This window comes from Comamonas terrigena NBRC 13299, assembly GCF_006740045.1.
GTDB classification, from domain to species: domain Bacteria; phylum Pseudomonadota; class Gammaproteobacteria; order Burkholderiales; family Burkholderiaceae_C; genus Comamonas; species Comamonas terrigena.
In genome coordinates, this window is the sequence record NZ_AP019749.1 from 1,787,960 (window position 1) to 1,809,404 (window position 21,445).

The window sequence follows — 21,445 nt, forward strand, 5'->3', positions numbered from 1 at the left end:
GCGGGAGCGGGGTCGCAAATCAGACGCTCTTGCCGACCTGCACCATCTTCATGGCGGAGGTGATCAGGCCCGAGACTTCGGTCATGTTGCTGGGCACCACCAGGGTGGTGTTGGAGTCCGCTGCCACCTGGCTGTAGGCTTCCACGGCCTTTTCTGCCACCTTCAGCTGCACGGCCTGTTCGCCGCCGGGCTGGCGGATGGCAGTGGCCACGCGTTCGATGGCGGTGGCAGTGGCTTCGGCCACGGCCTTGATGGATTCGGCCTCACCCTGGGCCTTGTTGATGACGGCCTGCTTTTCACCTTCGGAGCGTGCAATGAAGGCTTCGCGTTCGCCGGTGGCGATGTTGATCTGTTCCTGGCGGCGGCCTTCGGAGGCAGCGATCAGCGCGCGCTTTTCGCGTTCGGCGGTGATCTGGGCCTGCATGGAGCGCAGGATTTCAGCGGGCGGCGTCAGATCCTTGATCTCGTAGCGCAGCACCTTCACGCCCCAGTTCAACGCAGCCTCATCGATGGCGGACACCACTTGGGCGTTGATCATGTCGCGCTCTTCAAAGGTCTTGTCCAGTTCCAGCTTGCCGATCACGCTGCGCAGCGAGGTCTGTGCCAGCTGGGTTACGGCCATGATGTAGTTGGACGAGCCATAGCTGGCACGCATGGGGTCGGTCACCTGGAAGTACAGGATGCCGTCGACTTGCAACTGGGTGTTGTCGCGCGTGATACAGACCTGGCTGGGCACATCCAGCGGGATTTCCTTGAGGCTGTGCTTGTAAGCCACGCGGTCGACAAAGGGCACCAGAAAGTTCAGGCCGGGCGTGAGGGTGCCGGCGTACTTGCCCAGGCGCTCCTTGACCCAGGCGTGCTGCTGGGGGACGACCTTGACGGATTGCGCCACAAAGATGATGGCGATGACGAACAGGACGATGGCAATTTCCATGGATGCTCCTTCAGCATGAAAGGGGAGTTGCAAAAAAGTGGGCTGCCCGCGCTGCAGCAGCGCTGGATGGGCAGCCAATAGGGATCAGGATATCGAGGGCAAGAGGTCTGTAAGCGGCAAGCCTGGATCAGGCCTTGTCCACCACCAGGCGGTTGCCTTGCAGCTCGACCACGCGGTATTGGCCGGGTGCCGGCATGGAGCCGGCGCGCAGCACGGCTGTCCATTGTGCGCCGCGGTAGGCGACACGGGCCGTGCCATCGGCTTCCCATTGGTTGACGGTGACGGTTTCACCTATGTCCAGGTTCATGGCCGGATCGGCCGAAGCCGGCAGACCAGAGCTGCGGACGCGGCGGATGCGGCGCGCCACCAGCACGCACAGCACGCCCACCACGGCGGCCACCACGATTTGCAGTGGCATGCCCAGACCCAGGTGGGCCGATACCGCGCCGGCTGCCAGGCCCAGGCAGATCATCAGCAGATAAATGGTGCCCGTCAGCAGTTCGGCCACTACGGCCATGCCCGCCAGAATCCACCACCAGGTGCTTGCCTCCATTGTCTGCAGTCCTTTCGGCGCCGTCGTGCGGCGCAGTATGTTGGTAACAAAACCCCGTTTTGCCATGAATTGCGGGCAAACCGCAGGGAATGCCCTCGATATTACTTACACTTCGCGCCTGTTTCGTTATTTATGAGGCCCGGTTGCACGGGGCTGCGCATGAAATTTCGTTTTCCCATCGTCATCATCGACGAGGACTATCGTTCCGAGAACACCTCGGGTCTGGGTATCCGCGCCCTGGCGCATGCGATCGAGGAAGAGGGCTTCGAAGTGCTGGGCGTTACCAGCTACGGCGACCTGAGCCAGTTCGCGCAGCAGCAAAGCCGGGCCAGCGCCTTCATTCTGTCGATCGACGATGAAGAGTTCACGCTGGGCAGCGACAAGGACCCCATCATTCACAGCCTGCGCAACTTCATCGGTGAAGTGCGGCGCAAGAATGAAGAGGTGCCGATCTACATCTACGGCGAGACCAAGACCAGCCGCCACCTGCCCAACGACATCCTGCGCGAGCTGCACGGCTTCATCCACATGTTCGAGGACACCCCCGAATTCGTGGCCAAGCACATCATCCGCGAAGCCAAGAGCTACCTGGAAAGCGTGCAGCCCCCGTTCTTCAAGGCGCTGCTGGACTACGCAGAAGACGGTTCGTACAGCTGGCACTGCCCCGGTCACTCGGGTGGCGTGGCGTTCCTGAAGAGCCCCGTGGGCCAGATGTACCACCAGTTCTACGGTGAGAACATGCTGCGCGCTGACGTCTGCAATGCCGTGGAAGAGCTGGGCCAGCTGCTGGACCACAACGGCGCCATCGGCGAGTCCGAACGCAATGCCGCGCGCATCTTCAATGCCGATCATTGCTACTTCGTGACCAACGGCACGTCGACTTCCAACAAGATCGTCTGGCACCACACCGTGGCCCCCGGCGATGTGGTGGTGGTGGACCGCAATTGCCACAAGTCCATCCTGCACTCCATCATCATGACGGGTGCGATTCCGGTGTTCCTGAAGCCCACGCGCAACCACTTCGGCATCATTGGGCCGATCCCGCAGAGCGAGTTCAGCGTGGAGTCGATCCAGGCCAAGATTGCGGCCAATCCGCTGCTCAAGGGCGTGGATGCCAAGGCCGTCAAGCCGCGCGTGTTGACCTTGACGCAGTCCACCTACGACGGCGTGCTGTACAACACCGAAACCATCAAGGGCATGCTGGACGGCTATGTGGCCAACCTGCATTTCGACGAAGCCTGGCTGCCCCACGCCGCTTTCCATCCCTTCTATGGCAGCTACCACGCCATGGGCAAGAAGCGTGCGCGTCCCAAGCATTCCGTGGTGTATGCCACCCAGTCCATCCACAAGCTGCTGGCCGGTATCAGCCAGGCATCGCATGTGCTGGTGCAGGACAGCCAGACCGAAAAGCTGGACCACCCGCTGTTCAACGAGGCGTACCTGATGCACACCTCGACCAGCCCGCAGTACAGCATCATCGCCAGCTGCGACGTGGCGGCCGCCATGATGGAGCCGCCCGGAGGCACTGCGCTGGTGGAAGAGTCCATCCTGGAAGCGCTGGACTTCCGCCGTGCCATGCGCAAGGTGGACGACGAGTTCGGTGACGACGACTGGTGGTTCGAAGTCTGGGGCCCAGAAGCCCTGGCCGAAGAAGGCGTAGGCTCGGCCCAGGACTGGATCATCCGTGGCCCCGATGCCTCGCGCAAGCACAAGGCCAAGGGCAAGAGCGGCAAGGAATTCGACAACTGGCACGGCTTTGGCGACCTGGCTGACGGCTTCAACATGCTGGACCCGATCAAGTCCACCATCGTCACGCCGGGCCTGGATCTGGATGGCGACTTTGCCGACACCGGCATTCCCGCGTCCATCGTCACCAAGTACCTGGCCGAGCACGGCGTGGTGGTGGAAAAGACCGGCCTGTATTCCTTCTTCATCATGTTCACCATCGGCATTACCAAGGGCCGCTGGAACACCATGCTGACTGCGCTGCAGCAGTTCAAGGACGATTACGACCGCAACCAGCCGCTGGCGCGCATCCTGCCCGAGTTCGTGCAGCAGCACCGCCGCTACGAGCGCATGGGTCTGAAGGATCTGTGCCAGCACGTGCACGAGCTGTACGCCAAGTACGACATCGCCCGCCTGACGACGGAGATGTACCTGTCCGATCTGAAGCCGGCAATGAAACCTTCGGATGCCTACGCCCACATTGCCCAGCGCAAGACCGAGCGTGTGGAGATCGATCACTTGGTGGGCCGCACCACCGTGGGTCTGGTCACGCCGTACCCACCCGGCATTCCGCTGTTGATTCCCGGAGAAGTCTTCAACAAGAAGATTGTGGATTACCTGGTGTTCGCCCGCGAATTTGCCAAGGAATGCCCAGGCTTCGAGACCGATATCCACGGCCTGGTGGAACTGGAAGACGAGAACGGCAACATCCGCTACTACGCCGACTGCGTGGCAGAACCCGTGGCCAAGCCGGCGGCCGCGCCGCGCAGCCGCACGGCCAGTGCCAAACCGGCGGCCAAGCCTGCCGTGAAGGCGGCTGCGGTCAAGAAGGTGGCAGCCAAGCCAGCGGCCAAGCCCGCCGCCAAGAAGCCTGCCGCAGCGGCGAAGAAGCCCGCTGTGAAGACCGCCAAGGCAACGAAGGCATGAGCTTCAGGTGCCGTGCTCAGGGTATGCCCTGACAGGCCGATAGCTGCTATCGCCAAGCCCGCTCCGCAAGGTGCGGGCTTGTTTCATGTGCGGGTCATGGCCCAGCGGTTGTGGCGCCCGACTGCTGTGCGAGGTTGGCGCACCCGCAGTGCCAGGCCGCGCGCAATGACTGCTCCCATGCGGGCACCGAAAGCACCCGCATCTCAGGCCCGCGTAAAGCGGCGCACGGCCGAGAAATACCAGGCGTCGGGCAGGCAGCGCAGCAAGCGCATCCAGCGCGTGAAGCGGCGCGGAAAATTCATCTCGAAGCGCCCCTGTGCCCAGCCGTGCAGCATGTGCCGGGCGGCCTCGTCGGCGCTGATCAGAGCCGGCATGCTGAAGCGGTTCTGGGCCGTCAGCGGCGTATCGACAAAGCCGGGGTTGATGATGGACACGCCCAGGCCTGCGCCGTGCAGGTCCAGGTAGAGGTTTTCTGCCAGGTTGTTGAGTGCCGCCTTGGTCGGGCCGTAGGCCAGAGACATGGGGAGCCCTCGGTAGCCGGCCACCGATCCGACCAGGGCCAGATGCCCCTGTCCTGTGGCCAGCAGCATGGGCAGCACGGCATCGAGCAGGTGTAGCGCCCCGCCATAGTTCACGGCGAGGTGGCGCTGCATCTCGGGCAGGTCGAAGGCCGTGGCGCGCTGGGGCAGGTAGTGGCCTGCGCAGTAGAGCACCAGATCGGGCGCCTTACCCGCATGGACCTGCACGGCCTGAGCGGCTGCGGCCACGGCGGGGGCATCGGTCACGTCCAGCGGCAGGGCCAGGCAGCCCGGATGGCCCTGCACGAAGTCCTGAAGCGCATCGCCCTGCCGCGCAGAGACGATCACGCCTGCTCCCTGTTTGTACAGTGCTTCGGCCGTGGCCCGGCCTATGCCCGAAGAGGCTCCCAGAATCCATGCAGTGCGGCCCTGCCAGTCGCGCAGCGGTGGGTTCAGACGGTGGGAGAACAGTGGCATGGCAGTCACTCCTTTGTGATGGCCAGCGTCACATCACCCAGGTGCAGGCCGAACTTGCTCATGGCGGTCCGATTGAGCAGGGTGCGCCCGTCCATCAGGTACATCCAGTCGTCCATGCGGACGTTCCAGACCCGACCGTCCACGGGCAAGGCCAGCACATAGCTCCAGCGGATAGCATTGCCTGCACTCTGGCCCTGTGCCTCGCCCACCACGTCGTCGGCCCGGCCGCTGTAGCGTCCGTTGCCCAGGTGGCGGAGATGCCAGGTTCGCTGCTGCGTGCTGCCATCGCTGTAGACGAACTGTTCTTCCAGCGTGCCTTCGTCGCCATTCCACCGGCCTGTCATGCGCACGGTGAAGCGCTTGACCACCTTGTCCGAGCGGTCCGTGAACATGCCATGCGCTGTCAGCGGTCCGTTGAAGTACTGGCGCAGATCCAACTGCGGTTGCTCCTTGGCGTAGTCCTGTACCGAAGGCCCGGCACAGCCTGCCACAGACAGTGCCAATGCTGCCCCCAGGCAGATGCGCCGCAGTGGCGAAAACGAAATGGAGTGGGAGATGTGGCTCATGTGTGCCTCCAGGAAGAATGCAGTTGCTCGGCGCGCCAGAGCAGCGCCGCCGCTGCCAGCTTGAGCAGGCAGGGCAGCCCGCCATAGGCCCAGGCCAGTGCCTGCAGGCCGTTCGGATCGGTGCCGCCGCTGCGGTAGCCCGCCAGTGACAGCAGCGGCAAAGCCAGGCCTGCCGCCAGGGCGAGGTTGAGTTTGGTGGCGCAGGTCCACCAGCCCAGGTAGCGGCCTTCACCCCGACCGCCTTCACCGGAGTTGTGGATCACGCCCGTGAGCAGGGCGCCTGGCAAGGCCAGGTCTGCTCCCAGGGCCAACCCGCTGGCCAGGCAGATCGCTGCGAAGGCCATGCCATCGCCAGCTCCCAGCCAGGGCGTGCAACCAAAGACCAGCACGCTGGCCAGCATGCCCGCGCGCCAGCTGGGCGCCAGACCCCAGCGGGAAACGGCCTTCACCCACAGCGGCAGGCCCATAGCCGCCGCGCCGAAAAAGCACAACAGCAGTACCGGCTGCAATGCGGGTGACTGCAACCTGTCGGCCACGAAAAAGGGCAGCAAGGTGGCTGGGATGGCGGCGGCTACCCCGTTGAGCATGAAGATGGACAGCAGCCTGCGAAAGCCGGCATCCGCCCACGGTGAAGCGGCAGGGCCGTCGGCGGGCTGTTGCTGCGCCACGGGCGCCTGCAGCCGGTACAGCCCGGTCAGGCCCAGCACCAGGCCCAGGGCCAGCACGGCAGTGGTCGCATCCAGTCCCAGCCAGGAAGGCAGCACACTGGCCAGCAGCACGCCCACCAGGGTGGCTCCCTCACGCCAGGCGGTGACGCGTGCACGCCATGCGGGGGCTCCGCCCCAGCGGGTGCCCCACGCCTGGTGGAGGATGGTGAGGAAGCTATAGGCCAGCGTGCACACCAGCAGGCTGCAGGCCAGCCATCCCAGCAGCCCCACCTGTGTTTGCGCACCGAACGGCGGACGCCAGAGGGCCCCGAAGCCCAGCACCATCAGCAGGCCTGCCAGCGCGGCCGCAGCTGCGGCGCTGGCCGTGCCCCGGCGCAGCAGCCGGTCGGCCTGGCGGCCGATGGCGGGGTCGACCAGGGCATCCAATGCGCGCGTGGCCAGCAGCACGGCGCCCAGGCCGGCCAGCGGTGCACCTGCGACGCTGGCGTAGTGGTAGGGCAGGTTCACATACAGCGGCAGGGACACGAAGGCCAGCGGCGCCGCCAGGCCGCCATAGGCCAGCCCTGTGCGCCAGGGCAGTTGGGGGGCGGCGGCGGGGTGCGAATCCATGGCCTGGTTCCGTGGTGCTTAGCCCAGGCCCAGCAGGGCGGTGCGCATGGCGGGCGCCGAGGTCTGCGGGGCCAGCCAGATACCGAAGAACAGGCGTGCGTACTCGGCATCGCGTATCTGCGCAGTCGGGCGGCTGTTGTGGAAGAAGCGCACCTCGCCCTGGCCGTCGTTCAGGCCCAGCAGCCGGTCCCGGGGCTGAACGTCGGGGAATGCCTGCTGCATCAGCTCCAGCCATTGCCGGGACTGCGCTTCGGTGAAGCTGCCCACCCGGCGCATCTCGGCAATGGAGCGCTCGGCAATGGCCGCGCCTTCCAGCTTGCGGTCATAGACCAGTTCCAGCGCAAACGGGTGGCGGGCGTAGTCCTCGGGCAGGAACCCGGGTGCCGCCCACAGCCGTGCTTCGTAGACACGCAGGCCGAAGAAGCGCAGCACCCCGGTACCCACCAGGCGGCTGGCAGGCTGGGCACTGCGCAGTTCGGTCGGCAGGTCTGCAGCGTGGGCTGCCGCCGGGGTCATGGCATGGAGGGCGTTGGACATGGCGATCAGAGAGGGGGCAAGCGCAGAGGCAGCGCCCCAGGCCAGGGCCTGGCGGCGGCGCGCGCGGGGTTGTAAGGGCGGGAGGGGCTTCATGGCAGGGGCCTGCGCAGCGTGAACTGGACGACATCGGTGTTGCCTGTGTCGAAGGCCGCCTCGCAGTAGGCGAGGTAGAAGGTCCAGATGCGTATGAATCGCTCGTCAAAACCCTGGGCGCGCACGGCCTCGAGCTGGGCTGCGAAGGACTGGTGCCAGCGCCGCAGCGTTTCTGCATAGTCGCGGCCGAAGGCCATGCGGCCTTCCACCACCAGGCCTGCGCGCCTCGCCTCCTGCTCGAATGCGGAAATGCTGGGCAGCAGGCCGCCCGGGAAGATGTATTGCTGGATGAAGTCGGTCGAGCGCAGATAGCGTGCGAACAGGTCCTCGCGCAGCGTGATGGTCTGTATGCAGGCCAGACCGCCGGGTTTGAGGCAGGCGCGCAGTGTCTCGAAATAGCCGCGCCAGTACGCGTGGCCCACGGCCTCGAACATCTCGATGGAGACGATGGCATCGAAGGGCTGGCCCGTATGCAGGGCAGGCAGGTCGCGGTAGTCCTGGTAACGCAGGTCCACGGTGTCGGCCAGGCCGGACTGCAGCATGCGCTGCTGTCCCCAGACCAGTTGCTCGCGCGACAGCGTCACGCCTGTGACCCGGGCGCCGAACTCGTGCGCCGCTGTTTCGGCCAGTCCACCCCAGCCGCAGCCGATCTCCAGCAGGCGCTGGCCGGGCTGCAGCTGGACCTCGTTCAAGGTGCGCCTGAGCTTGGCCTGCTGGGCATCGTGCAGGTCGGCCTGGTGCAGTGCATCGCCGGTGCGCCCCTCGAACCAGGCGGCGCTGTAGCTCATGCCAGGGTCCAGCCACAGGCGGTAGAAGTCATTGCCCAGGTCGTAGTGGGCATGGATGTTCCGGGCGCTGCCGGCCCGCGTATTGCGCTGCAGCAGGTGGCGCAGGCGGTAGCCCAGCCGGCCCCACCAGCTGCCGTAGACCAGGCGCTGCACATGGTCGCGGTTGGTCATGCACAGGCGCAGCAGGGCTGCCAGATCGGGGCTGTCCCATTCGCCAGCGATATAGCCTTCCGCCAGCCCGATATCGCCCGACTTGAGGGTACGCTCCAGCGCCTGCCAGTGGTGCAGCACGCAATGCGCGTCGGCGGGGCCAGGGCCGGGTTGGGGGCGGGGCAGGTGCAGCAGGCGGCCGTCGGGCTGTTCCAGATCCAGCTGCCCGTGCGGCAGGCGTTCGAGCAGGTTCAGCACACGGCGTGCCCGTACAGGCATGCGGTGCGGTGCGGCGGCGGAGGGGCTCAGCAGGGGGGCGGCGGTGGTATTCATCGTGTGACAAAGCGCTTGGGCTCGGAAGGTTTGCCATGGAAAGGCACACGCTTGGCCCAAAGGCGCAGCGCCTGCCAGTGGATGCGGAAAATGACGCCCAGGGTCATCAGCGGTGTGCCGAAGAAGGCCCGGCGCACGGTGGGCGCATCCAGCGGATGCAGCACGCCGCCCACGCTGGTCTGCAGCAGTGGGCCGTCCTCGTCATGCAGGTCCACACGCGCCAGGGTGCGGTTGCCGCTGCGCTCGAAGCGGAAGCGGTACTCGCCCCGCACCTCGCAGAACGGCGAGACATGGAATTGCTTGTGCGCCACCTGTTCACGGCCCCAGGCCAGGTCCGGTCCGGCCAGCAGATAGGCATGGCGCTCGCCAAAGGTGTTGTTGACCTCGGCCAGCACGGTGGCGAGCGAGCCATCGGCGCGGTGGGCGTACCAGAAGCTCACGGGCTTGAACACATAGCCCAGCACGCGCGGAAAGGTGTGCAGCCAGATTTCGCCATCGGCGTCGTCAATGCCTTCGCTGTGCAACAACTGCTCGAACCAGGCCAGCGCATCGGGCCCGCCCTCGCCGTGGTCGCGGTCATGAAAGCTCAGCCAGCCGAGCCGGTTGCGGCGCAGCACGGGGTCCGGCTGCGTGCGCAGGCTGCGCAGCGGCAGCAGCAGGAAGTAGCCCGGATAGCGAAAAGCATGCTCCACCGGCCGCAGGCGGCGGTGCCAGACATGGCCAAAGCCGATAAGGGGCAGGGCGTTCATGCGGCCCCCTCGATGGCGGGGCTGGACGGCAAGGTCTGCAAGGTGTGCAGCAGGCTGTCGGCGGCGTCCAGGCCCGAGCGCAGGCCATCTTCATGGAAGCCGTAGCCACACCACGCGCCGCAGAACCAGGTCCGGCGCTGGCCTTGCAGGGCACCCACCTGGGCCTGGGCCTCGATGGCGGCCAGGTCAAACACCGGGTGGCTGTATGCGATGCGCGCATGGACCCGGCTGTCATCAATGGGGCGCACCGGATTCAGCGAGACCATCACCGGCTGCTGCCACGGCAAGGGCTGCAGGCGATTGAGCAGGTAGTGCAGGCAGACGCCGGCCTGGTCGCGCCCCGCATCGGCTGCGCGTTCATAGTTCCATGCAGCCCAGGCCGCTTCGCAGTGCGGCAGCACGCTGGTATCGGTGTGCAGCACGGCCTGGTTGGGCTGGTAGCGGATAGCGCCCAGCACGCTGTGCTCTTGCGGCGTGGCATCGGTGCCCAGCAGGCGCAGGGATTGGTCGCTGTGGCAGGCCAGCACCACGGCGTCGAACTGCTCCGTGCCGTGCGCCGTTTGCAGCAGCACGCCATGCGCCATGCGGCGCAGGCCCAGCACCGGGGTGTTCAGGCGTGCCTCGTGGCGGCCATCCTGCTGCAGCGCGGCCACGATGCGCCGTACATAGTGGCGCGAGCCACCACGCACCGTGTACCACTGCGGACGGTCTGTGACCTGGATCAGGCCGTGGTTGTGGCAAAAGCGGATCAGTGTGGCCACGGGAAAGCGCAGCATCTGGTCTGTGGGGCAGGACCAGATGCAGCCCATCATGGGCAGCAGATAGTCCTGGCGAAAGGCCGGTCCAAAGCCGTGGCCGTCCAGAAAAACCTCGATGGAGCTGTGCAGCCGTGCTTCGTTGCCTTCCTGGGCGATGCGCGTGGCCAGGCGGTTGAAGCGCAGGATCTCCGCCAGCATCTTCAGAAAGCGCGGCCGCAGCAGATTGCGGCGCTGGGCGAACACGCCGCGCAGCGAGCTGCCGCTCCACTCCAGGCCCGCGCGGCCATCGGCCTGTGGCACCTGTACAGAAAACGACATCTCGGCCGCCGCCGTAGGCACCTGCAGTTCTTCGAACAGACGCTTCAGCAGCGGATAGGTGCGGTGGTTGAACACCAGAAAGCCTGTGTCCACGCCCTGGCTCACGCCTTCCAGCGTCATGTCGACGGTGTTGGCGTGGCCGCCGAAATGGCTGCCCGCTTCCAGCAGGGTTACGCCATGCCCGCCCGGCGCGCTGGCCAGCCGCCGCGCTGCGGCCAGCCCCGCAATCCCAGACCCGATGACTGCAATGCGATGCATGGAATGCCTTTCCTGGTTGTACGGTACAGTTTGTACCTTCAAGGTCAAACTGTGAACTAATGAGTTCAAACTATAAACCAATAACTCCAAATTTGCACTATTTAGTATTGGCTATGGTCTGTGAGGTCTAAAATATGCCCATGACTAGCCGTTCCTCCATCAAACAGCAGATACAGCGCGTGCGTGAGCAAGCCATCGTGGCGGCCGTCAATCGGCTGCTGGCCACCAAGGGCTATGACGCGATGACGGTGGACGAGGTCGCTGCCGAAGCCGGCATGGCCAAGGCCAGCCTGTACAAGCTGTTCACTTCCAAGGAAGAACTGGCGGGCGCCGCCATGGTCGGTGTGCTGGACCGTGCCCTGGCTTTTGTGGACGGCCTGCGCGACGAAGCGGCCCAGGCGGCGGAAGCCGGCATACCCATCCGCCCGCTGAACCAGCTCAAGGCCGTGACGCGGTGGGCCATGCAGACCCAGCTGGAGGGAGAAATGCCTTCTCTGCCGGCGCAAAACTCCAACCTCAGCGCCTCGCTGCAATCCAACGACGCCTACATGGACCGGTTGATTGCGCTGAGCAACCGCCTCAGCATCTGGATCACCGAGGCCCAGACCAGCGGCCAGTTGCAGGCCGCGCTGCCTGCTGAGCTCGTGCTGTACACGCTGTTCGCGCGGGCCTGCGATCCCGTGGTGGCCCTGCTCAAGGAATCGGGCCAGTACACGCACACGCAAATCATCGACTGGGTGACGAGCACCACGTTCGACGGGCTGGCAGACGTCAAGTCAATGGCCCATTAAGTGGCGCAGTGAGTGGCCTGCGTGGGCCCATGCACTGCGCCCTGGCAGAGTCGTCGCCTGCAAGCAAAGGGCGACGACCCGTTTTCAGGCGTCTACATGACTGCTTGGGGGAAGTGCTGGTTTCACCAGGCGCACACGCTTCGGGTTCAGGAGGACATTACCACCGGCCCGCCCTTGCTCAAGGCCCGTTGGTAAGCGGGGCGCGCCTGCATGCGTTGGCGATAGGCGGTCAGGTGGGGCCACATGGCCTCGTTTCCTCCGCGCACCAAAGCAGCTTCGACGGCAAAGCTCATCTGGAAGTCGGCCATCGTCAAATGCTCGCCCGCAAACCAGCGGTGGCTGGCCAAATGGTCGTTCATAAAGCCCAAGGCGGTCTGAACATTGGGGGCCACGAGGTTTTGCTGCACCTTGCCGCAAAGGGCGCGTGCGATCGGGCGCACGAAAAATGGCATGGGCTGGCGCGGGATGGTGTCGAAAACCAGCTTCATCAGCAACCAGTTCATCAGCGAGCCCTCGGCGTAGTGCATCCAGAAACGGCACTGGCGGTGCTCGGCAGTGCCCCGCAGTGGCTCCAGATGCGCAAGCTCCGCAGGCGCCTGGTTGCCATAGCACTCCACCAGATATTCGATGATTGCCCCGGATTCGGCGACCACGGTGTCTCCATCGGTAATCACGGGCGATTTGCCCAGTGGGTGCACACGCTTGAGCTCGGGCGGGGCCAGACGGGTACGCGGGTCCCGCTTGTAAAGGCGCAATTCGTAAGGCACACCCAGCTCTTCCAGCAGCCAGAGAATGCGCTGCGAGCGCGAGGTATCAAGGTGGTGAACGGTCAGCATCGATGGTCTTCCCAGAAGCGGAGCCCGCTTTGCGCAGCCAACGCATCAGGGGTCCAAGCAGAGGTAATTTTGCATACAGCTCTTCAGCCGTATCCCAGTAGTCGCGGTGCATGCTAACGCGGCCTTGGGCATCAAAGGTCAGCCATGTGGCGCCGTTGATGCATTGCGCGGTATCGGGTCGCCAGCTTCGCAGCCGAAAATGAAACTCCCATGCCAGAAAAGCCTGCTGGCCTTGCACCAGCCTTTGGGTGACCACGAAACGCGGATCCTGCAACGACGCGAACATGTGCTCGAAGATGCGGGTAATGGCCGGCACCCCGGATACATCGTTGAAGGGGTCCTTGAAGTGCGCATCCGGTGCATAGCACGTACCCAGCAGCCGGATATCGGCCTGGGTCAGCGTTTCATACAGCTGCACCAGCCGCTGCACTGCGGCATCCATATTGGCTAAGGAATCGGGCGAATTGGCAGACATGGATCACCGCTCTCTCATTTATCAGCGCGCACATGCGAAGCCACGAGCATAGGGCAAGGACTGGCCACGGAATACATGAAAGACTGCTGGTGACCGTTCAACTGCTGTCACAGGTCGGCGGGAAAGCCAATGGAGAGGGAGAACAAGGTAAACAGGAAGGCCTGTCCCTTTTTATTTAGTCCGCGGCTCTGGGGTATGGCATGGCCGGTGGCTTACACCACAAAGACCTCTCTGCAAAAAGAATCGCTTGTTGTGCAGGTTATAGTGCCATTGTGTAAAAAACATCTGTAAAACGTACATCACCAGGGAGTAAGCATGGATTGGTTTTTGAAGGCGCTGAAGAAATATTCCACTTTCTCAGGCCGTGCACAACGTGCTGAGTACTGGTATTTCGTACTCTTTTACCTTCTTATTATCTTGTGCGCATCCGTTGTCGATGGAGTGACGGGTCTGTACCAAGCGGATATTGGAGCGGGGCTGTTCGGGTCTTTGGCATTTTGGGGATTGCTGATCCCGTCCATTTCCGTTGGCGTGCGCCGGCTCCATGACACAGGGCGCAGTGGCTGGTGGATGCTCTTATGGGTGGTACCGCTCGTCGGGACCATCGCCTGGCTTGTTTTCACGCTGCAAGACAGCACCCCTGGCGCCAATGAATATGGCCCGAACCCCAAAGAAACTCCCATCTAACGATTCACATATGCAGGCCAGTGGCCTCTGCGCTATCAAGGTATAGAGGGTCTGCTGAGCCTGGTCGTTACACCTTACCGCCACAGACGGCCCATATCGCCAAGCCCGCTTCGCAAGCTAGCGGGCTTTTTTATGTGTGCTTGTGTGGGCGGGTTTTCCAACATTTTTCCAGACCAGGTGAGACCGCCGGCACCAGACAGTAGCTGCGGTGTGCGGCGGTCTGCACCGCTTCAGGCATGTCCAAACCCGCCATCGCCAGCTTGCTGACCGTTTTTGCCATGGCCCTGGGCTACTGGCTGGGTGAGCACCATTTTTCGGCCCTGCCTGTGTGGCAGCTGTTGCCGGTGTGCGCGCCTGCTGCTGTGTCGTTTTTTCTGCTGCGGGGGGCGGGCGTTCGCACCGGTGCCTTGGTTGCGGGCTGCTGTCTGGCGGCAACGGTCTTTGCCTGGCTCATCGGCAGCCGTTCCGCCACAGCCGCATTCAATCAGTGCGTGGCGGATGGAGAGGGCATACGGGTGCAACTGGCGGCATACCGGCAACAGCACGGCCACTATCCCTCCCAGCTGAGGCAGTTGGATTCGGATCTGCCGTGCCAGCTTTTCTTTCCGCCGCAGTTTTTGCACTACAGCGCCCATGCAAACGGCTATGTGTTGTCGTTCTCGGATGCTTTTGTGGTGCACAGAGCGACAGACACGGAAGCCTTTTGGGCATCCAAATAAACAGCGCATGCTTGCGCTTGCATGCAGGCGCACGGGCTGTGCCCGCCGCTGAACCTGGCGTTGAGCGGCTGCCTATCGACGGTCGCAAGCCGGTGAACATCTGATGCACCGGCGAGGGGGAGGGCCTTTGGCCAGGAACGTCACCCTGCAGGCGGCCCGTTCAGCGCTGCTTCGAACAGCGCCAGTTCTTCATCCAGCGTGCCGCGTTGCCGGAACCGCCGGCCGGCGCGCTCGTACCAGTTCTCGGCATCTTCCAGATCCCCTTCCTGCCAATGCAGCAGGCCATGGAGCCAGGCGGCATGCAGACCTTCGTACTGCTGCACACGGTCGTGCGCCGCATTCCAGTGGCCGGCACGCAGGAGCGCCAGCACGTCGCGCAGTTCGGTGGTGGTGTCGCGCATAGCCGGCCTTGTCAGGGCTGCATGGCTTGTTGCACCAGGTGGCTGTCCACATACTGCTCCATGCGGATGATTTTCCCGTTCTGCAGGTGGTACAGGTGGGCGAAGGTCGCGGTCATGGCCTTGCCCGTCTTGCGGTAGGTGCCCGAATAGACACCGAAGGCTGCCACCCGGTCTCCGTCCGCCAGATAGGTGTGGGCCTTGGCGCTGTAGCCCTCCCACTCGGTGCCCAGGCGCTGCAACACGCCCGCCACAATCTGCTCGGCCCCCACATAGGTGCCGGCATAAGGAAAGCCCGCGGCCTCGGTCCATGTGGCATCGGGGGCCAGCACGGCCAGCAGGTGCTTGCCGTTTTCTTCCGACGTGCCTTCGTAGGTCGCGCGGATGATGTCCAGGTTGGTGGTCATGGTGCTCCTCTGGTTGAACGGTGAAAACTAAGCTGTCTGCAGCTCTTGGGCAAACGCTTGCGGGTCGGCGAACGCGGAGCCCGCATGCAACAACTTGCGTTGACCTTCGGTTTCCAGAATGAAGGTGGGTACACCGCGGGCACCGAATGCCTGCAAGAGGCGCTGGGCTTGATCCATCCGTGCCCGGTTGGTGTCCAGCAACTCGGCCTCCGGGGTCTGCAGTCGCAGTGCCGCCTGTGCCAGCCCCAGGGTCTCCAGTATCGACACCAGCGTGTCGGTCCGCGTGATGTCCTTGCCGTCCACGTAGCGGGCCTGCTGCATGGCCTTGAGTGCGTCCAGCTCTTTGTCCGGGGCGGTCAGTGCTACGGCGGACAAGGCCAGGGTGGCAAGGGCGCTGTCGAAGCGCTGCTGGCGGTTGCCCAGCACCTCTGCGCGGTAGCGCTCGGTAAAGCGCTGGCCGGTCAGGCGTTCGATGCGCTGGTCGTTGCTCCAGGCATAGGCCGCAAAATCGTCGTCCATCTTTCGGGCTCCTTCCTCTGCAAACAGGCCGCTGGGCAGCAGGTTCAGGTGCACTCCTGCCCTGTCGGCAACCGCTGCCAATGCGGCACTGGCGCCGTAGCACCAGCCACACAGCGGATCGAAGATGTAGTGCAAGGTCTTGTCCATGGAGGGGTCCTGTGAATGCAATGCCCCGATGGTAGAAACTGTGGATTGAAAGATAAATAGAAGTAAATGGATTGGTTTGTATGGAAAAAGCAAACAATCCAGCGGTCGCCACCACGCTGCTGCCCAGATGCCCTGATTGGGGGCAACTCCCGTGGAGGCGTGACCTGCACGGGAAGGCTGCGTGCGGTGGTGGTCACCGGCTTGGGGTGGGCCAAAGGGCTGGGTGCATGGCCGTGCCCTCAACAAGCAGGGACTGCCTGCCTGGGATGGAAAGGCGCCGGAAACCAGCCACTGACGGAAAGCAAGGGGCGAAAAGGCGTGGGCCCTTGCGTTGGAGCAAGGCGCGGATCACTCCGTCTGCGCATCATCCCTGGGAAGGTAGGCGCCGGACCGGAAGGCGTGGGCCCGCCGGACCAGGCTGTTCATCTCGGCGGCGGCGTGTATGGTCACCGGATGGGTGGTGAAGCCTGGCCTCGGAGAGATGTGGTCCGCCATTTCGCGTGCCAGTTCCAACTGGCGCTCGGACGATTGGGCCAGCAGCGCGATGACGATGTTCTCCAGGGCGATGACACGCACACGCAGTTGCACCAGTTCGGCATCGCTCAAAGGCGGGCTGCTGTCGGCCCGCTGGCCTGTCGGCTGAGCCGTCTGGCCGCTGGCTGCCGGTTCGCCGCCGTCCTTGTCCTTGTCCGGGGAGGCCGTGTGGCCTTGACTTTGAATGGGATTGGCACGAACTCTGGAGTCTGGTGTGGTGTCTGGCATGGTGAACTCTTGTGTGGGGCCATGGTTGCTCCAGTCTGACCCAGCGCGCACCGCTTGTGCAATGGGTGCCCCGCGAGATCCGTCGGCCTTTGCACCATGGCCGCTGCTGGCCATGGATGCCAGGCCGGGAATGCGGGCCTTGCGGCGACCGTGCCGCCAGAGGTCCGGCGGCCAGTCTGCGATGGACCTCCAAGCCTGCCCCTGTGCGAAAACCCTGATGGAACCACCCCATGGCCTTGCTGCAACACCTTGAAGAACCATCTGCTCCGCAACCCAAGGGCTTTGCGCTGTTCGCACTTGGCTTTCGGCCTTTCTATCTGCTGGCCAGCATTTTTGCCGCCTTGTCGGTGCCGTTGTGGGCGCTGCAGTTCGCTGGCCTGCTGCCGCGTCCGTATCTCAGTGGAGTGGTCTGGCATGCCCATGAAATGCTTTTGGGTTTCACCTTGGCCGTTATCGTCGGCTTTCTGCTGACTGCCGGTCGCAACTGGACCAATCTGCCTACGCCCACCGGCGCAAAGCTGTGCGCTCTGGTGGCTCTGTGGTTGCTGGCGCGGGTCCTGGTGCTGACGCCTTACGCGCTCGCCGCAGCCGTGGCCAATGTGGCGTTTCCCCTGGCGGCAGCCGCCGGGCTGGCGGTGCCGTTCTTCCAGGCGCGCAACCGCCGCAACTACTTTTTCGTGGCGCTGCTTGTGCTACTGGCTGCAGTGGCGGCACTCTTCCACCTGACGGCTTTGGGTGCGCTGGCCACGCCGCCGTGGGCAGGCTTGCAGATCGCACTGGATACGGTGCTGTTCATTGTGGTGGTCATGGGCGGGCGGGTCATTCCGATGTTCACCAACAACGGGGTGCCCGGTGCGTCTGCGGCCAAGCGGCCCTGGGTCGAAAAGGTGGCGCTGGGCTTTGTGCTGGTGCTGCTGCTTGCCGATGCTTTCGGCCTGCAGGGCTGGCCCGTGGCAGCGGTGGCCGCAGTGGCCTGCGTGGCGCACCTGTGCCGGTGGCTGCTGTGGCAGCCGTGGAAGACGCTGGGCACGCCGCTGGTATGGGTGCTGCACCTGGCCTATGTGTGGGTGCCTATCCATCTGTTTCTGCGCGCATTCAGCGCCTTCGGGTGGGTGAGCCCGTCGCTGTCGGTCCATGCGCTGACGGTGGGGGCCGCAGGCGGCCTCATGATCGGCATGATGACCCGGACCGCCAAGGGCCATACCGGGCGCCCGCTGCAAGCCAGCCGGGCGGACACGGCAGCCTATGTGCTGGTGCTGCTGGCTGCGGTGGTGCGTGTGGCCCTGCCGCTCATTGCCCCCAGCCAGACGCTGCACGCCATCCTGGTGTCGGCGGTGCTGTGGTCGGCAGGCTTTGGCCTGTATGCCTGGTGCTATGGGCCGTTGCTTACCCGGCCGCGCATGGACGGGCGTCCCGGGTAAACCGCGGACCTGGTTGCGGCGCTGCCGGGGTGAGGCCGGGAGTTGCCTGCTTCTGGCTGCTCAGCGATGGCGGCCGGTTGGGTCGCAGGCAGGTTCTTGGCATACCATGCACCATGGCTGCCGCCAGGAAGGGACGAAGCCGAAGGCGCAGGCCATGCACACCAGAATCGGCGGCTGATTGTGCGGACACCGCTCCGCTCTCTGACGCCAGCCAAAATCCCGGGCACCGCCTCGCCTTGGCCTCCGCGTCACCCAGTTGGAGCGCGACATGCCATCTACTGTCTTCCCTTCCCATGCGGTTCGCTTTGGCCGATTGGCCCCGACGATTTCGGTGTCCGATATCGATCAGGCGATGCACTTCTACACCGGCATTCTTGGGTTCACCAAGGTCTTCGAGAATGGGAGCCCGGTCGGCTTCGCCATACTCAAGAAGGAAGATGCCGAGCTGCATTTTTCCCTGCACAAAGGCCACAAGGCGACGGTCCAGAACGTGGCCCACCTTCTGGTGCACGATGCAGAGGCTCTGTACCAACATCTGCAGGCGCACAGGGTCAAGATCATCAAAGCCATTCGCGATGCAGATTTTGGGCTGAGGTGCTTTGTCTTTGTGGACCCGGACGGGAACCGCATCGACGTGGGCCAGACCCTGTAACGGGCGAGTGCCTTGGGCGCGGCGTGGGCCGGCGCACCACGGTGCGGGTGAACGTGCGCTCTCGCCCTTCAGTTCCCCTTGCATGCCGACTTAGTGCCGCCGATTTGTATTCGCAAAATCAGTCACTAGCCCGAAGGCGAAATGGTGATGGATCACCTTGATTGAGTAGTCGGTTATTGCATCGAAGTAGATGTTCACCTAGATGTGACGAGCCTTCTCCGGCACTGGTTTGACAGTTAGGGGTGCTTGGTTCCACTCCTGATCCGGTTGGCTGCTTCCCCATGCGAAGGGGCCCGTCATTCAATTTTGGCCTGTGTATCACACCATAAGGACACACGGAAGGCGGGCGAGTCTTTCAGGAGGGAGGCGTGATCCAGGGTAGAAAAAATGCCTGAGCTACATTACTGTTTGTAACGGTTTGCTGGGGGGAGAAGCAGGCCGACCGCGCAATCCACATTAATGAGGTTGTGCTGTCTCGAACAGGGAGTGACATGGCCGAACGACCGTTGAATACGTGCAGCTTATGTGGAAATACGTGGTATCCAAGGGGCAAAGACCTCTCCACCAAATGCCCTGGCTGTGGAAGTGCAGATGTTCATATCGTCGTGCCAACCTTCGTACCCACACCGAAAAAGCGTGGCGGTGGTCTGTACGTTTGGCTCATTATTGTGGCTGTCGTCTTCTTTCTTGCCTCCAAAGACAACCCCAAGAGCGCTCCGCCGTATGCACCTGCGCAGGAAAGCAATGCGAAAGCGGAAGAGTTTGTTGAGCCAATTACGTATGTGCAATCGGCACCCACCCCAACTCCTGAGGTCCAGCCCTCAAGCTTAGAAGTCGTGCGAAGCAGCGATTCTTCCGCATGGTTTGATGGGAAGTTCCCCGACCCAGATTCCGCAGCGCGTGCGCAACCAACTTCCACGTCTACTTCCTCTGTGCGTGCGTCACTAACTCCCACTTCAATTTGTGCCCACGAAGGGAGCATCTTCAGTCGGAACAACTGCGAATGGCGGGAGTGTGAAAAGCCCGAGTTCACTGACCTAGAGGAGTGCAGGCATAAGCGGCGAAAAGAGGACAGCTTTGGGGGTTAGGAAACTGGGAGGGAGGCGGAATGTTTGCCAGAAAAATTTCTGAGCCCCTTTAATAGGGTCAGCCCCGGCGCACTATCCCCCGTGCCGGTAGCGTCGCCAATTGCTTTCCCCGGTTTTCCGGACGACCATAAACACAACCTCACTCGTGCAAGGCTCGCCTATGAACGGACAGACTCCCAATCCCAACTGGCCCAGCAAGACTGGCGAACCATCAGGAAAAGGCAGGGGAAACAACCCGCCCGGAGGTGGCGGGAAGAAGTGAAGCCATAGACCTATCAACCATGAAGCCCCTTGCGAGGGGCTTTGCTGTCTCTGGCTTGAGGGATGCAGGTCTCGATGCTATTCATGTGCTTCAATTCATTCAAAAGGAGAGGGCATGTTGAATGAATTGAGTTGTTGGAAAGTCGATTGGACTGCTATTGGAAGTCTGGCTACAGCCTTCGCCGCTGGGGTTGCGCTCTATATCGGTTGGTGGGAGCCACGACGAATTCAAAGCGTGCGTGAAAAACGCCTCGCATCTGTCATGGCGAGTGTTTTACAGCGGGAGGTCGGAGTATTGCGGAGCACTGGCTCCTTGGTTGCTAGCGCGGACGATGAAACAGCCCAGCTAGCGCAGGAGGATGCAAAGAGCCGCATCTTGAACTCGTGCAGTGCCCATTGCTGCATGGATGTGTCGATAAAGCCTATGAGTTTCCTGAAGAGTTGGCTTACGAAATGGGCGACCTTTATGGAGTTGCGTCGGTTTTTGAACTGCGAGTAAATGGCTTTGGTCGGCAGGGGGCTCAAGATGACATTCCCCAACTTGAGCAACTGGCCTCTGTCCTTGCCAGTTGCGCGGAGCGGCTTCAAGGAAGTCTGGTTTCCTATACCCCTGCAAGAAATCGTTGGTTTGCTGACAGCGCTTAAAAATCAATGCTCGCTTTGGTTGGGCAGTGCCGCGAGATGATGACACCGCCATTTAGTGGCAGCTGCACAGGCCAGCCAACTCGCGACTGATATTCAAATCAGAGCTTGTTCATGAAGGCTGACACATTAAAGCCTTCAACTATTGCCAGCACAGGGCCTGTTAGCTCTCGAAGTCACCGTGTGCGCTCTGGCAGGCTGTACTCGAACCGGTAGGCATGCTGCCCGTCGGTGATGGTGATGACCAGGCTTCCAGACAGTCCGGCCAGCGCCTCTGTGCCGGAATCCGGCACGACGGTGATGGACTGGGTGGGCGCCCCCTGGTTCATGGTGGAGCTGTGCTGGAGCACAAAACTCCCTTGGCGGCCATGCAGGCTGCCTCGGACGACCTCCATGGCCACATAGCCCGCAGAACCTGGGACACCGCTGCGAAATGCCAGCATCTCGCCTTGGCTGACAGCTTCCAGGTCGCCCTGGAATTTTTTATCCAGCGACATGCGGGCCAGACCGGTGCTTGCGGCAACGCCGCTCAAGGGCTGGCTGTCGAGGGCGATCTCAAACTGACCGATTGCGACATGGTTCATAAGAGTGCCTTGGGTAATGAGTTATGTATAAATATACAGTTATTTATGGTGGCGGCGCTTTTGGCGCATCCACTGGCATAGGTCCCAGGCGTGCT

General features: G+C 63.1%; 23 protein-coding genes. 7 read left to right on the forward strand and 16 right to left on the reverse strand.

Features of this window, described 5'->3' with window-relative positions:
• Positions 1–19: 19 nt before the first annotated feature.
• Together CT3_RS08230 and CT3_RS08235 are read right to left on the reverse strand one after the other, a co-directional pair.
• A complete protein-coding gene (locus CT3_RS08230; RefSeq protein ID WP_066535114.1) occupies positions 20–934 on the reverse strand; it encodes an SPFH domain-containing protein in 915 nt (304 codons plus the stop codon).
• A gap of 127 nt (positions 935–1,061) precedes the next feature.
• Positions 1,062–1,487 carry an NfeD family protein gene (locus CT3_RS08235; protein ID WP_066535112.1) on the reverse strand — a complete coding sequence of 142 codons (426 nt, stop codon included), beginning with the start codon at positions 1,485–1,487 and terminating at the stop codon, positions 1,062–1,064.
• Positions 1,488–1,646: 159 nt separating this feature from the next.
• Between CT3_RS08235 and CT3_RS08240 the strand changes: the two genes are divergently transcribed.
• Positions 1,647–4,139: an arginine/lysine/ornithine decarboxylase gene (locus CT3_RS08240; RefSeq protein WP_066535111.1), complete on the forward strand. Its 2,493-nt coding sequence runs from the start codon at positions 1,647–1,649 to the stop codon at positions 4,137–4,139.
• 203 nt (positions 4,140–4,342) lie between these two features.
• On the opposite strand, the gene CT3_RS08245 is transcribed toward CT3_RS08240, so the two are convergent.
• From CT3_RS08245 to CT3_RS08275, 7 genes are read right to left on the reverse strand one after another with little or no spacing between them, the layout of a single operon-like run.
• The gene (locus CT3_RS08245; protein ID WP_066536127.1) at positions 4,343–5,134 is read right to left on the reverse strand and encodes an SDR family NAD(P)-dependent oxidoreductase; all 792 of its coding nucleotides are present in this window, start codon (positions 5,132–5,134) and stop codon (positions 4,343–4,345) included.
• Positions 5,135–5,139: 5 nt separating this feature from the next.
• Complete coding sequence (locus CT3_RS08250; RefSeq protein ID WP_066535109.1) at positions 5,140–5,700, reverse strand: DUF3833 domain-containing protein; 561 nt, start codon at positions 5,698–5,700, stop codon at positions 5,140–5,142.
• The gene (locus tag CT3_RS08255) at positions 5,697–6,977 is read right to left on the reverse strand and encodes an MFS transporter (RefSeq protein WP_066535098.1); all 1,281 of its coding nucleotides are present in this window, start codon (positions 6,975–6,977) and stop codon (positions 5,697–5,699) included. Before CT3_RS08255 ends, CT3_RS08250 begins: the two co-directional genes overlap by 4 nt.
• 18 nt (positions 6,978–6,995) lie before the next feature.
• The gene (locus CT3_RS08260) at positions 6,996–7,607 is read right to left on the reverse strand and encodes a chalcone isomerase family protein (RefSeq protein WP_066535096.1); all 612 of its coding nucleotides are present in this window, start codon (positions 7,605–7,607) and stop codon (positions 6,996–6,998) included.
• Positions 7,604–8,878, reverse strand: a complete 1,275-nt coding sequence (locus CT3_RS08265; protein WP_066535093.1) for an SAM-dependent methyltransferase — start codon at positions 8,876–8,878, stop codon at positions 7,604–7,606. Before CT3_RS08265 ends, CT3_RS08260 begins: the two co-directional genes overlap by 4 nt.
• Positions 8,875–9,627, reverse strand: coding sequence for a DUF1365 domain-containing protein (locus CT3_RS08270; protein ID WP_066535088.1), 753 nt, complete (start codon positions 9,625–9,627; stop codon positions 8,875–8,877). Before CT3_RS08270 ends, CT3_RS08265 begins: the two co-directional genes overlap by 4 nt.
• Positions 9,624–10,961, reverse strand: coding sequence for an NAD(P)/FAD-dependent oxidoreductase (locus CT3_RS08275; protein ID WP_066535085.1), 1,338 nt, complete (start codon positions 10,959–10,961; stop codon positions 9,624–9,626). Before CT3_RS08275 ends, CT3_RS08270 begins: the two co-directional genes overlap by 4 nt.
• Before the next feature lie 140 nt (positions 10,962–11,101).
• Between CT3_RS08275 and CT3_RS08280 the strand changes: the two genes are divergently transcribed.
• Positions 11,102–11,752: a TetR/AcrR family transcriptional regulator gene (locus CT3_RS08280; RefSeq protein ID WP_172591825.1), complete on the forward strand. Its 651-nt coding sequence runs from the start codon at positions 11,102–11,104 to the stop codon at positions 11,750–11,752.
• 146 nt (positions 11,753–11,898) lie between these two features.
• On the opposite strand, the gene CT3_RS08285 is transcribed toward CT3_RS08280, so the two are convergent.
• Both CT3_RS08285 and CT3_RS08290 read right to left on the reverse strand, forming a co-directional pair.
• Complete coding sequence (locus tag CT3_RS08285) at positions 11,899–12,588, reverse strand: glutathione S-transferase family protein (RefSeq protein ID WP_066535080.1); 690 nt, start codon at positions 12,586–12,588, stop codon at positions 11,899–11,901.
• On the reverse strand, positions 12,566–13,063 hold the full coding sequence (locus CT3_RS08290) for a nuclear transport factor 2 family protein (RefSeq protein ID WP_066535078.1): 498 nt from the start codon (positions 13,061–13,063) through the stop codon (positions 12,566–12,568). The genes CT3_RS08285 and CT3_RS08290 overlap by 23 nt, the downstream gene beginning before the upstream one ends.
• A 315-nt stretch (positions 13,064–13,378) precedes the next feature.
• Here CT3_RS08290 and CT3_RS08295 point away from each other — a divergent pair, with 315 nt between their 5' ends.
• A complete protein-coding gene (locus CT3_RS08295) occupies positions 13,379–13,750 on the forward strand; it encodes a DUF805 domain-containing protein (RefSeq protein ID WP_066535074.1) in 372 nt (123 codons plus the stop codon).
• Between the two features lie 236 nt (positions 13,751–13,986).
• Positions 13,987–14,469: a hypothetical protein gene (locus tag CT3_RS08300; protein ID WP_066535070.1), complete on the forward strand. Its 483-nt coding sequence runs from the start codon at positions 13,987–13,989 to the stop codon at positions 14,467–14,469.
• 140 nt (positions 14,470–14,609) lie between these two features.
• Here CT3_RS08300 and CT3_RS08305 read toward each other — a convergent pair whose 3' ends face one another.
• From CT3_RS08305 to CT3_RS21225, 4 genes are all read right to left on the reverse strand, one after another.
• A complete protein-coding gene (locus CT3_RS08305; RefSeq protein WP_066535067.1) occupies positions 14,610–14,870 on the reverse strand; it encodes a hypothetical protein in 261 nt (86 codons plus the stop codon).
• 11 nt (positions 14,871–14,881) lie between these two features.
• Positions 14,882–15,274 carry a nuclear transport factor 2 family protein gene (locus tag CT3_RS08310; RefSeq protein ID WP_066535064.1) on the reverse strand — a complete coding sequence of 131 codons (393 nt, stop codon included), beginning with the start codon at positions 15,272–15,274 and terminating at the stop codon, positions 14,882–14,884.
• A gap of 27 nt (positions 15,275–15,301) precedes the next feature.
• Positions 15,302–15,940 (reverse strand): DsbA family protein, encoded by a 639-nt coding sequence (locus CT3_RS08315; protein ID WP_066535061.1) that lies wholly within the window; start codon positions 15,938–15,940, stop codon positions 15,302–15,304.
• A 348-nt stretch (positions 15,941–16,288) separates the two neighbouring features.
• Entirely contained in the window at positions 16,289–16,702 is a 414-nt protein-coding gene (locus CT3_RS21225) for a hypothetical protein (protein WP_218333995.1), read from the reverse strand.
• Positions 16,703–16,932: 230 nt separating this feature from the next.
• Here CT3_RS21225 and CT3_RS08325 point away from each other — a divergent pair, with 230 nt between their 5' ends.
• From CT3_RS08325 to CT3_RS08335, 3 genes are all read left to right on the forward strand, one after another.
• Positions 16,933–18,123 carry an NnrS family protein gene (locus CT3_RS08325; RefSeq protein WP_066535058.1) on the forward strand — a complete coding sequence of 397 codons (1,191 nt, stop codon included), beginning with the start codon at positions 16,933–16,935 and terminating at the stop codon, positions 18,121–18,123.
• A gap of 268 nt (positions 18,124–18,391) precedes the next feature.
• On the forward strand, positions 18,392–18,775 hold the full coding sequence (locus CT3_RS08330; RefSeq protein WP_066536125.1) for a glyoxalase superfamily protein: 384 nt from the start codon (positions 18,392–18,394) through the stop codon (positions 18,773–18,775).
• 1,464 nt (positions 18,776–20,239) lie between these two features.
• A complete protein-coding gene (locus CT3_RS08335) occupies positions 20,240–20,623 on the forward strand; it encodes a hypothetical protein (RefSeq protein ID WP_127446196.1) in 384 nt (127 codons plus the stop codon).
• Between the two features lie 319 nt (positions 20,624–20,942).
• Here CT3_RS08335 and CT3_RS08340 read toward each other — a convergent pair whose 3' ends face one another.
• Positions 20,943–21,350, reverse strand: coding sequence for a DUF3224 domain-containing protein (locus CT3_RS08340; RefSeq protein ID WP_066535047.1), 408 nt, complete (start codon positions 21,348–21,350; stop codon positions 20,943–20,945).
• Positions 21,351–21,445 lie beyond the last annotated feature (95 nt).

Excerpts from the sequence above, each read along its gene's own strand:
- CT3_RS08280 (WP_172591825.1), top strand. The coding sequence starts at position 11,102 with ATGACTAGCCGTTCCTCCATCAAACAGCAGATACAGCGCGTGCGTGAG.
- CT3_RS08265 (WP_066535093.1), bottom strand. The coding sequence starts at position 8,878 with ATGAATACCACCGCCGCCCCCCTGCTGAGCCCCTCCGCCGCCGCACCG.
- CT3_RS08305 (WP_066535067.1), bottom strand. The coding sequence starts at position 14,870 with ATGCGCGACACCACCACCGAACTGCGCGACGTGCTGGCGCTCCTGCGT.
- CT3_RS08255 (WP_066535098.1), bottom strand. The coding sequence starts at position 6,977 with ATGGATTCGCACCCCGCCGCCGCCCCCCAACTGCCCTGGCGCACAGGG.
- CT3_RS08330 (WP_066536125.1), top strand. The coding sequence starts at position 18,392 with ATGCCATCTACTGTCTTCCCTTCCCATGCGGTTCGCTTTGGCCGATTG.
- CT3_RS08240 (WP_066535111.1), top strand. The coding sequence starts at position 1,647 with ATGAAATTTCGTTTTCCCATCGTCATCATCGACGAGGACTATCGTTCC.
- CT3_RS08235 (WP_066535112.1), bottom strand. The coding sequence starts at position 1,487 with ATGGAGGCAAGCACCTGGTGGTGGATTCTGGCGGGCATGGCCGTAGTG.
- CT3_RS08335 (WP_127446196.1), top strand. The coding sequence starts at position 20,240 with ATGTTGAATGAATTGAGTTGTTGGAAAGTCGATTGGACTGCTATTGGA.
- CT3_RS08300 (WP_066535070.1), top strand. The coding sequence starts at position 13,987 with ATGTCCAAACCCGCCATCGCCAGCTTGCTGACCGTTTTTGCCATGGCC.
- CT3_RS08245 (WP_066536127.1), bottom strand. The coding sequence starts at position 5,134 with ATGCCACTGTTCTCCCACCGTCTGAACCCACCGCTGCGCGACTGGCAG.
- CT3_RS08290 (WP_066535078.1), bottom strand. The coding sequence starts at position 13,063 with ATGTCTGCCAATTCGCCCGATTCCTTAGCCAATATGGATGCCGCAGTG.
- CT3_RS08315 (WP_066535061.1), bottom strand. The coding sequence starts at position 15,940 with ATGGACAAGACCTTGCACTACATCTTCGATCCGCTGTGTGGCTGGTGC.
- CT3_RS08310 (WP_066535064.1), bottom strand. The coding sequence starts at position 15,274 with ATGACCACCAACCTGGACATCATCCGCGCGACCTACGAAGGCACGTCG.
- CT3_RS08275 (WP_066535085.1), bottom strand. The coding sequence starts at position 10,961 with ATGCATCGCATTGCAGTCATCGGGTCTGGGATTGCGGGGCTGGCCGCA.
- CT3_RS08285 (WP_066535080.1), bottom strand. The coding sequence starts at position 12,588 with ATGCTGACCGTTCACCACCTTGATACCTCGCGCTCGCAGCGCATTCTC.
- CT3_RS08325 (WP_066535058.1), top strand. The coding sequence starts at position 16,933 with ATGGCCTTGCTGCAACACCTTGAAGAACCATCTGCTCCGCAACCCAAG.
- CT3_RS08340 (WP_066535047.1), bottom strand. The coding sequence starts at position 21,350 with ATGAACCATGTCGCAATCGGTCAGTTTGAGATCGCCCTCGACAGCCAG.
- CT3_RS08295 (WP_066535074.1), top strand. The coding sequence starts at position 13,379 with ATGGATTGGTTTTTGAAGGCGCTGAAGAAATATTCCACTTTCTCAGGC.
- CT3_RS08230 (WP_066535114.1), bottom strand. The coding sequence starts at position 934 with ATGGAAATTGCCATCGTCCTGTTCGTCATCGCCATCATCTTTGTGGCG.
- CT3_RS21225 (WP_218333995.1), bottom strand. The coding sequence starts at position 16,702 with ATGCCAGACACCACACCAGACTCCAGAGTTCGTGCCAATCCCATTCAA.
- CT3_RS08260 (WP_066535096.1), bottom strand. The coding sequence starts at position 7,607 with ATGAAGCCCCTCCCGCCCTTACAACCCCGCGCGCGCCGCCGCCAGGCC.
- CT3_RS08270 (WP_066535088.1), bottom strand. The coding sequence starts at position 9,627 with ATGAACGCCCTGCCCCTTATCGGCTTTGGCCATGTCTGGCACCGCCGC.
- CT3_RS08250 (WP_066535109.1), bottom strand. The coding sequence starts at position 5,700 with ATGAGCCACATCTCCCACTCCATTTCGTTTTCGCCACTGCGGCGCATC.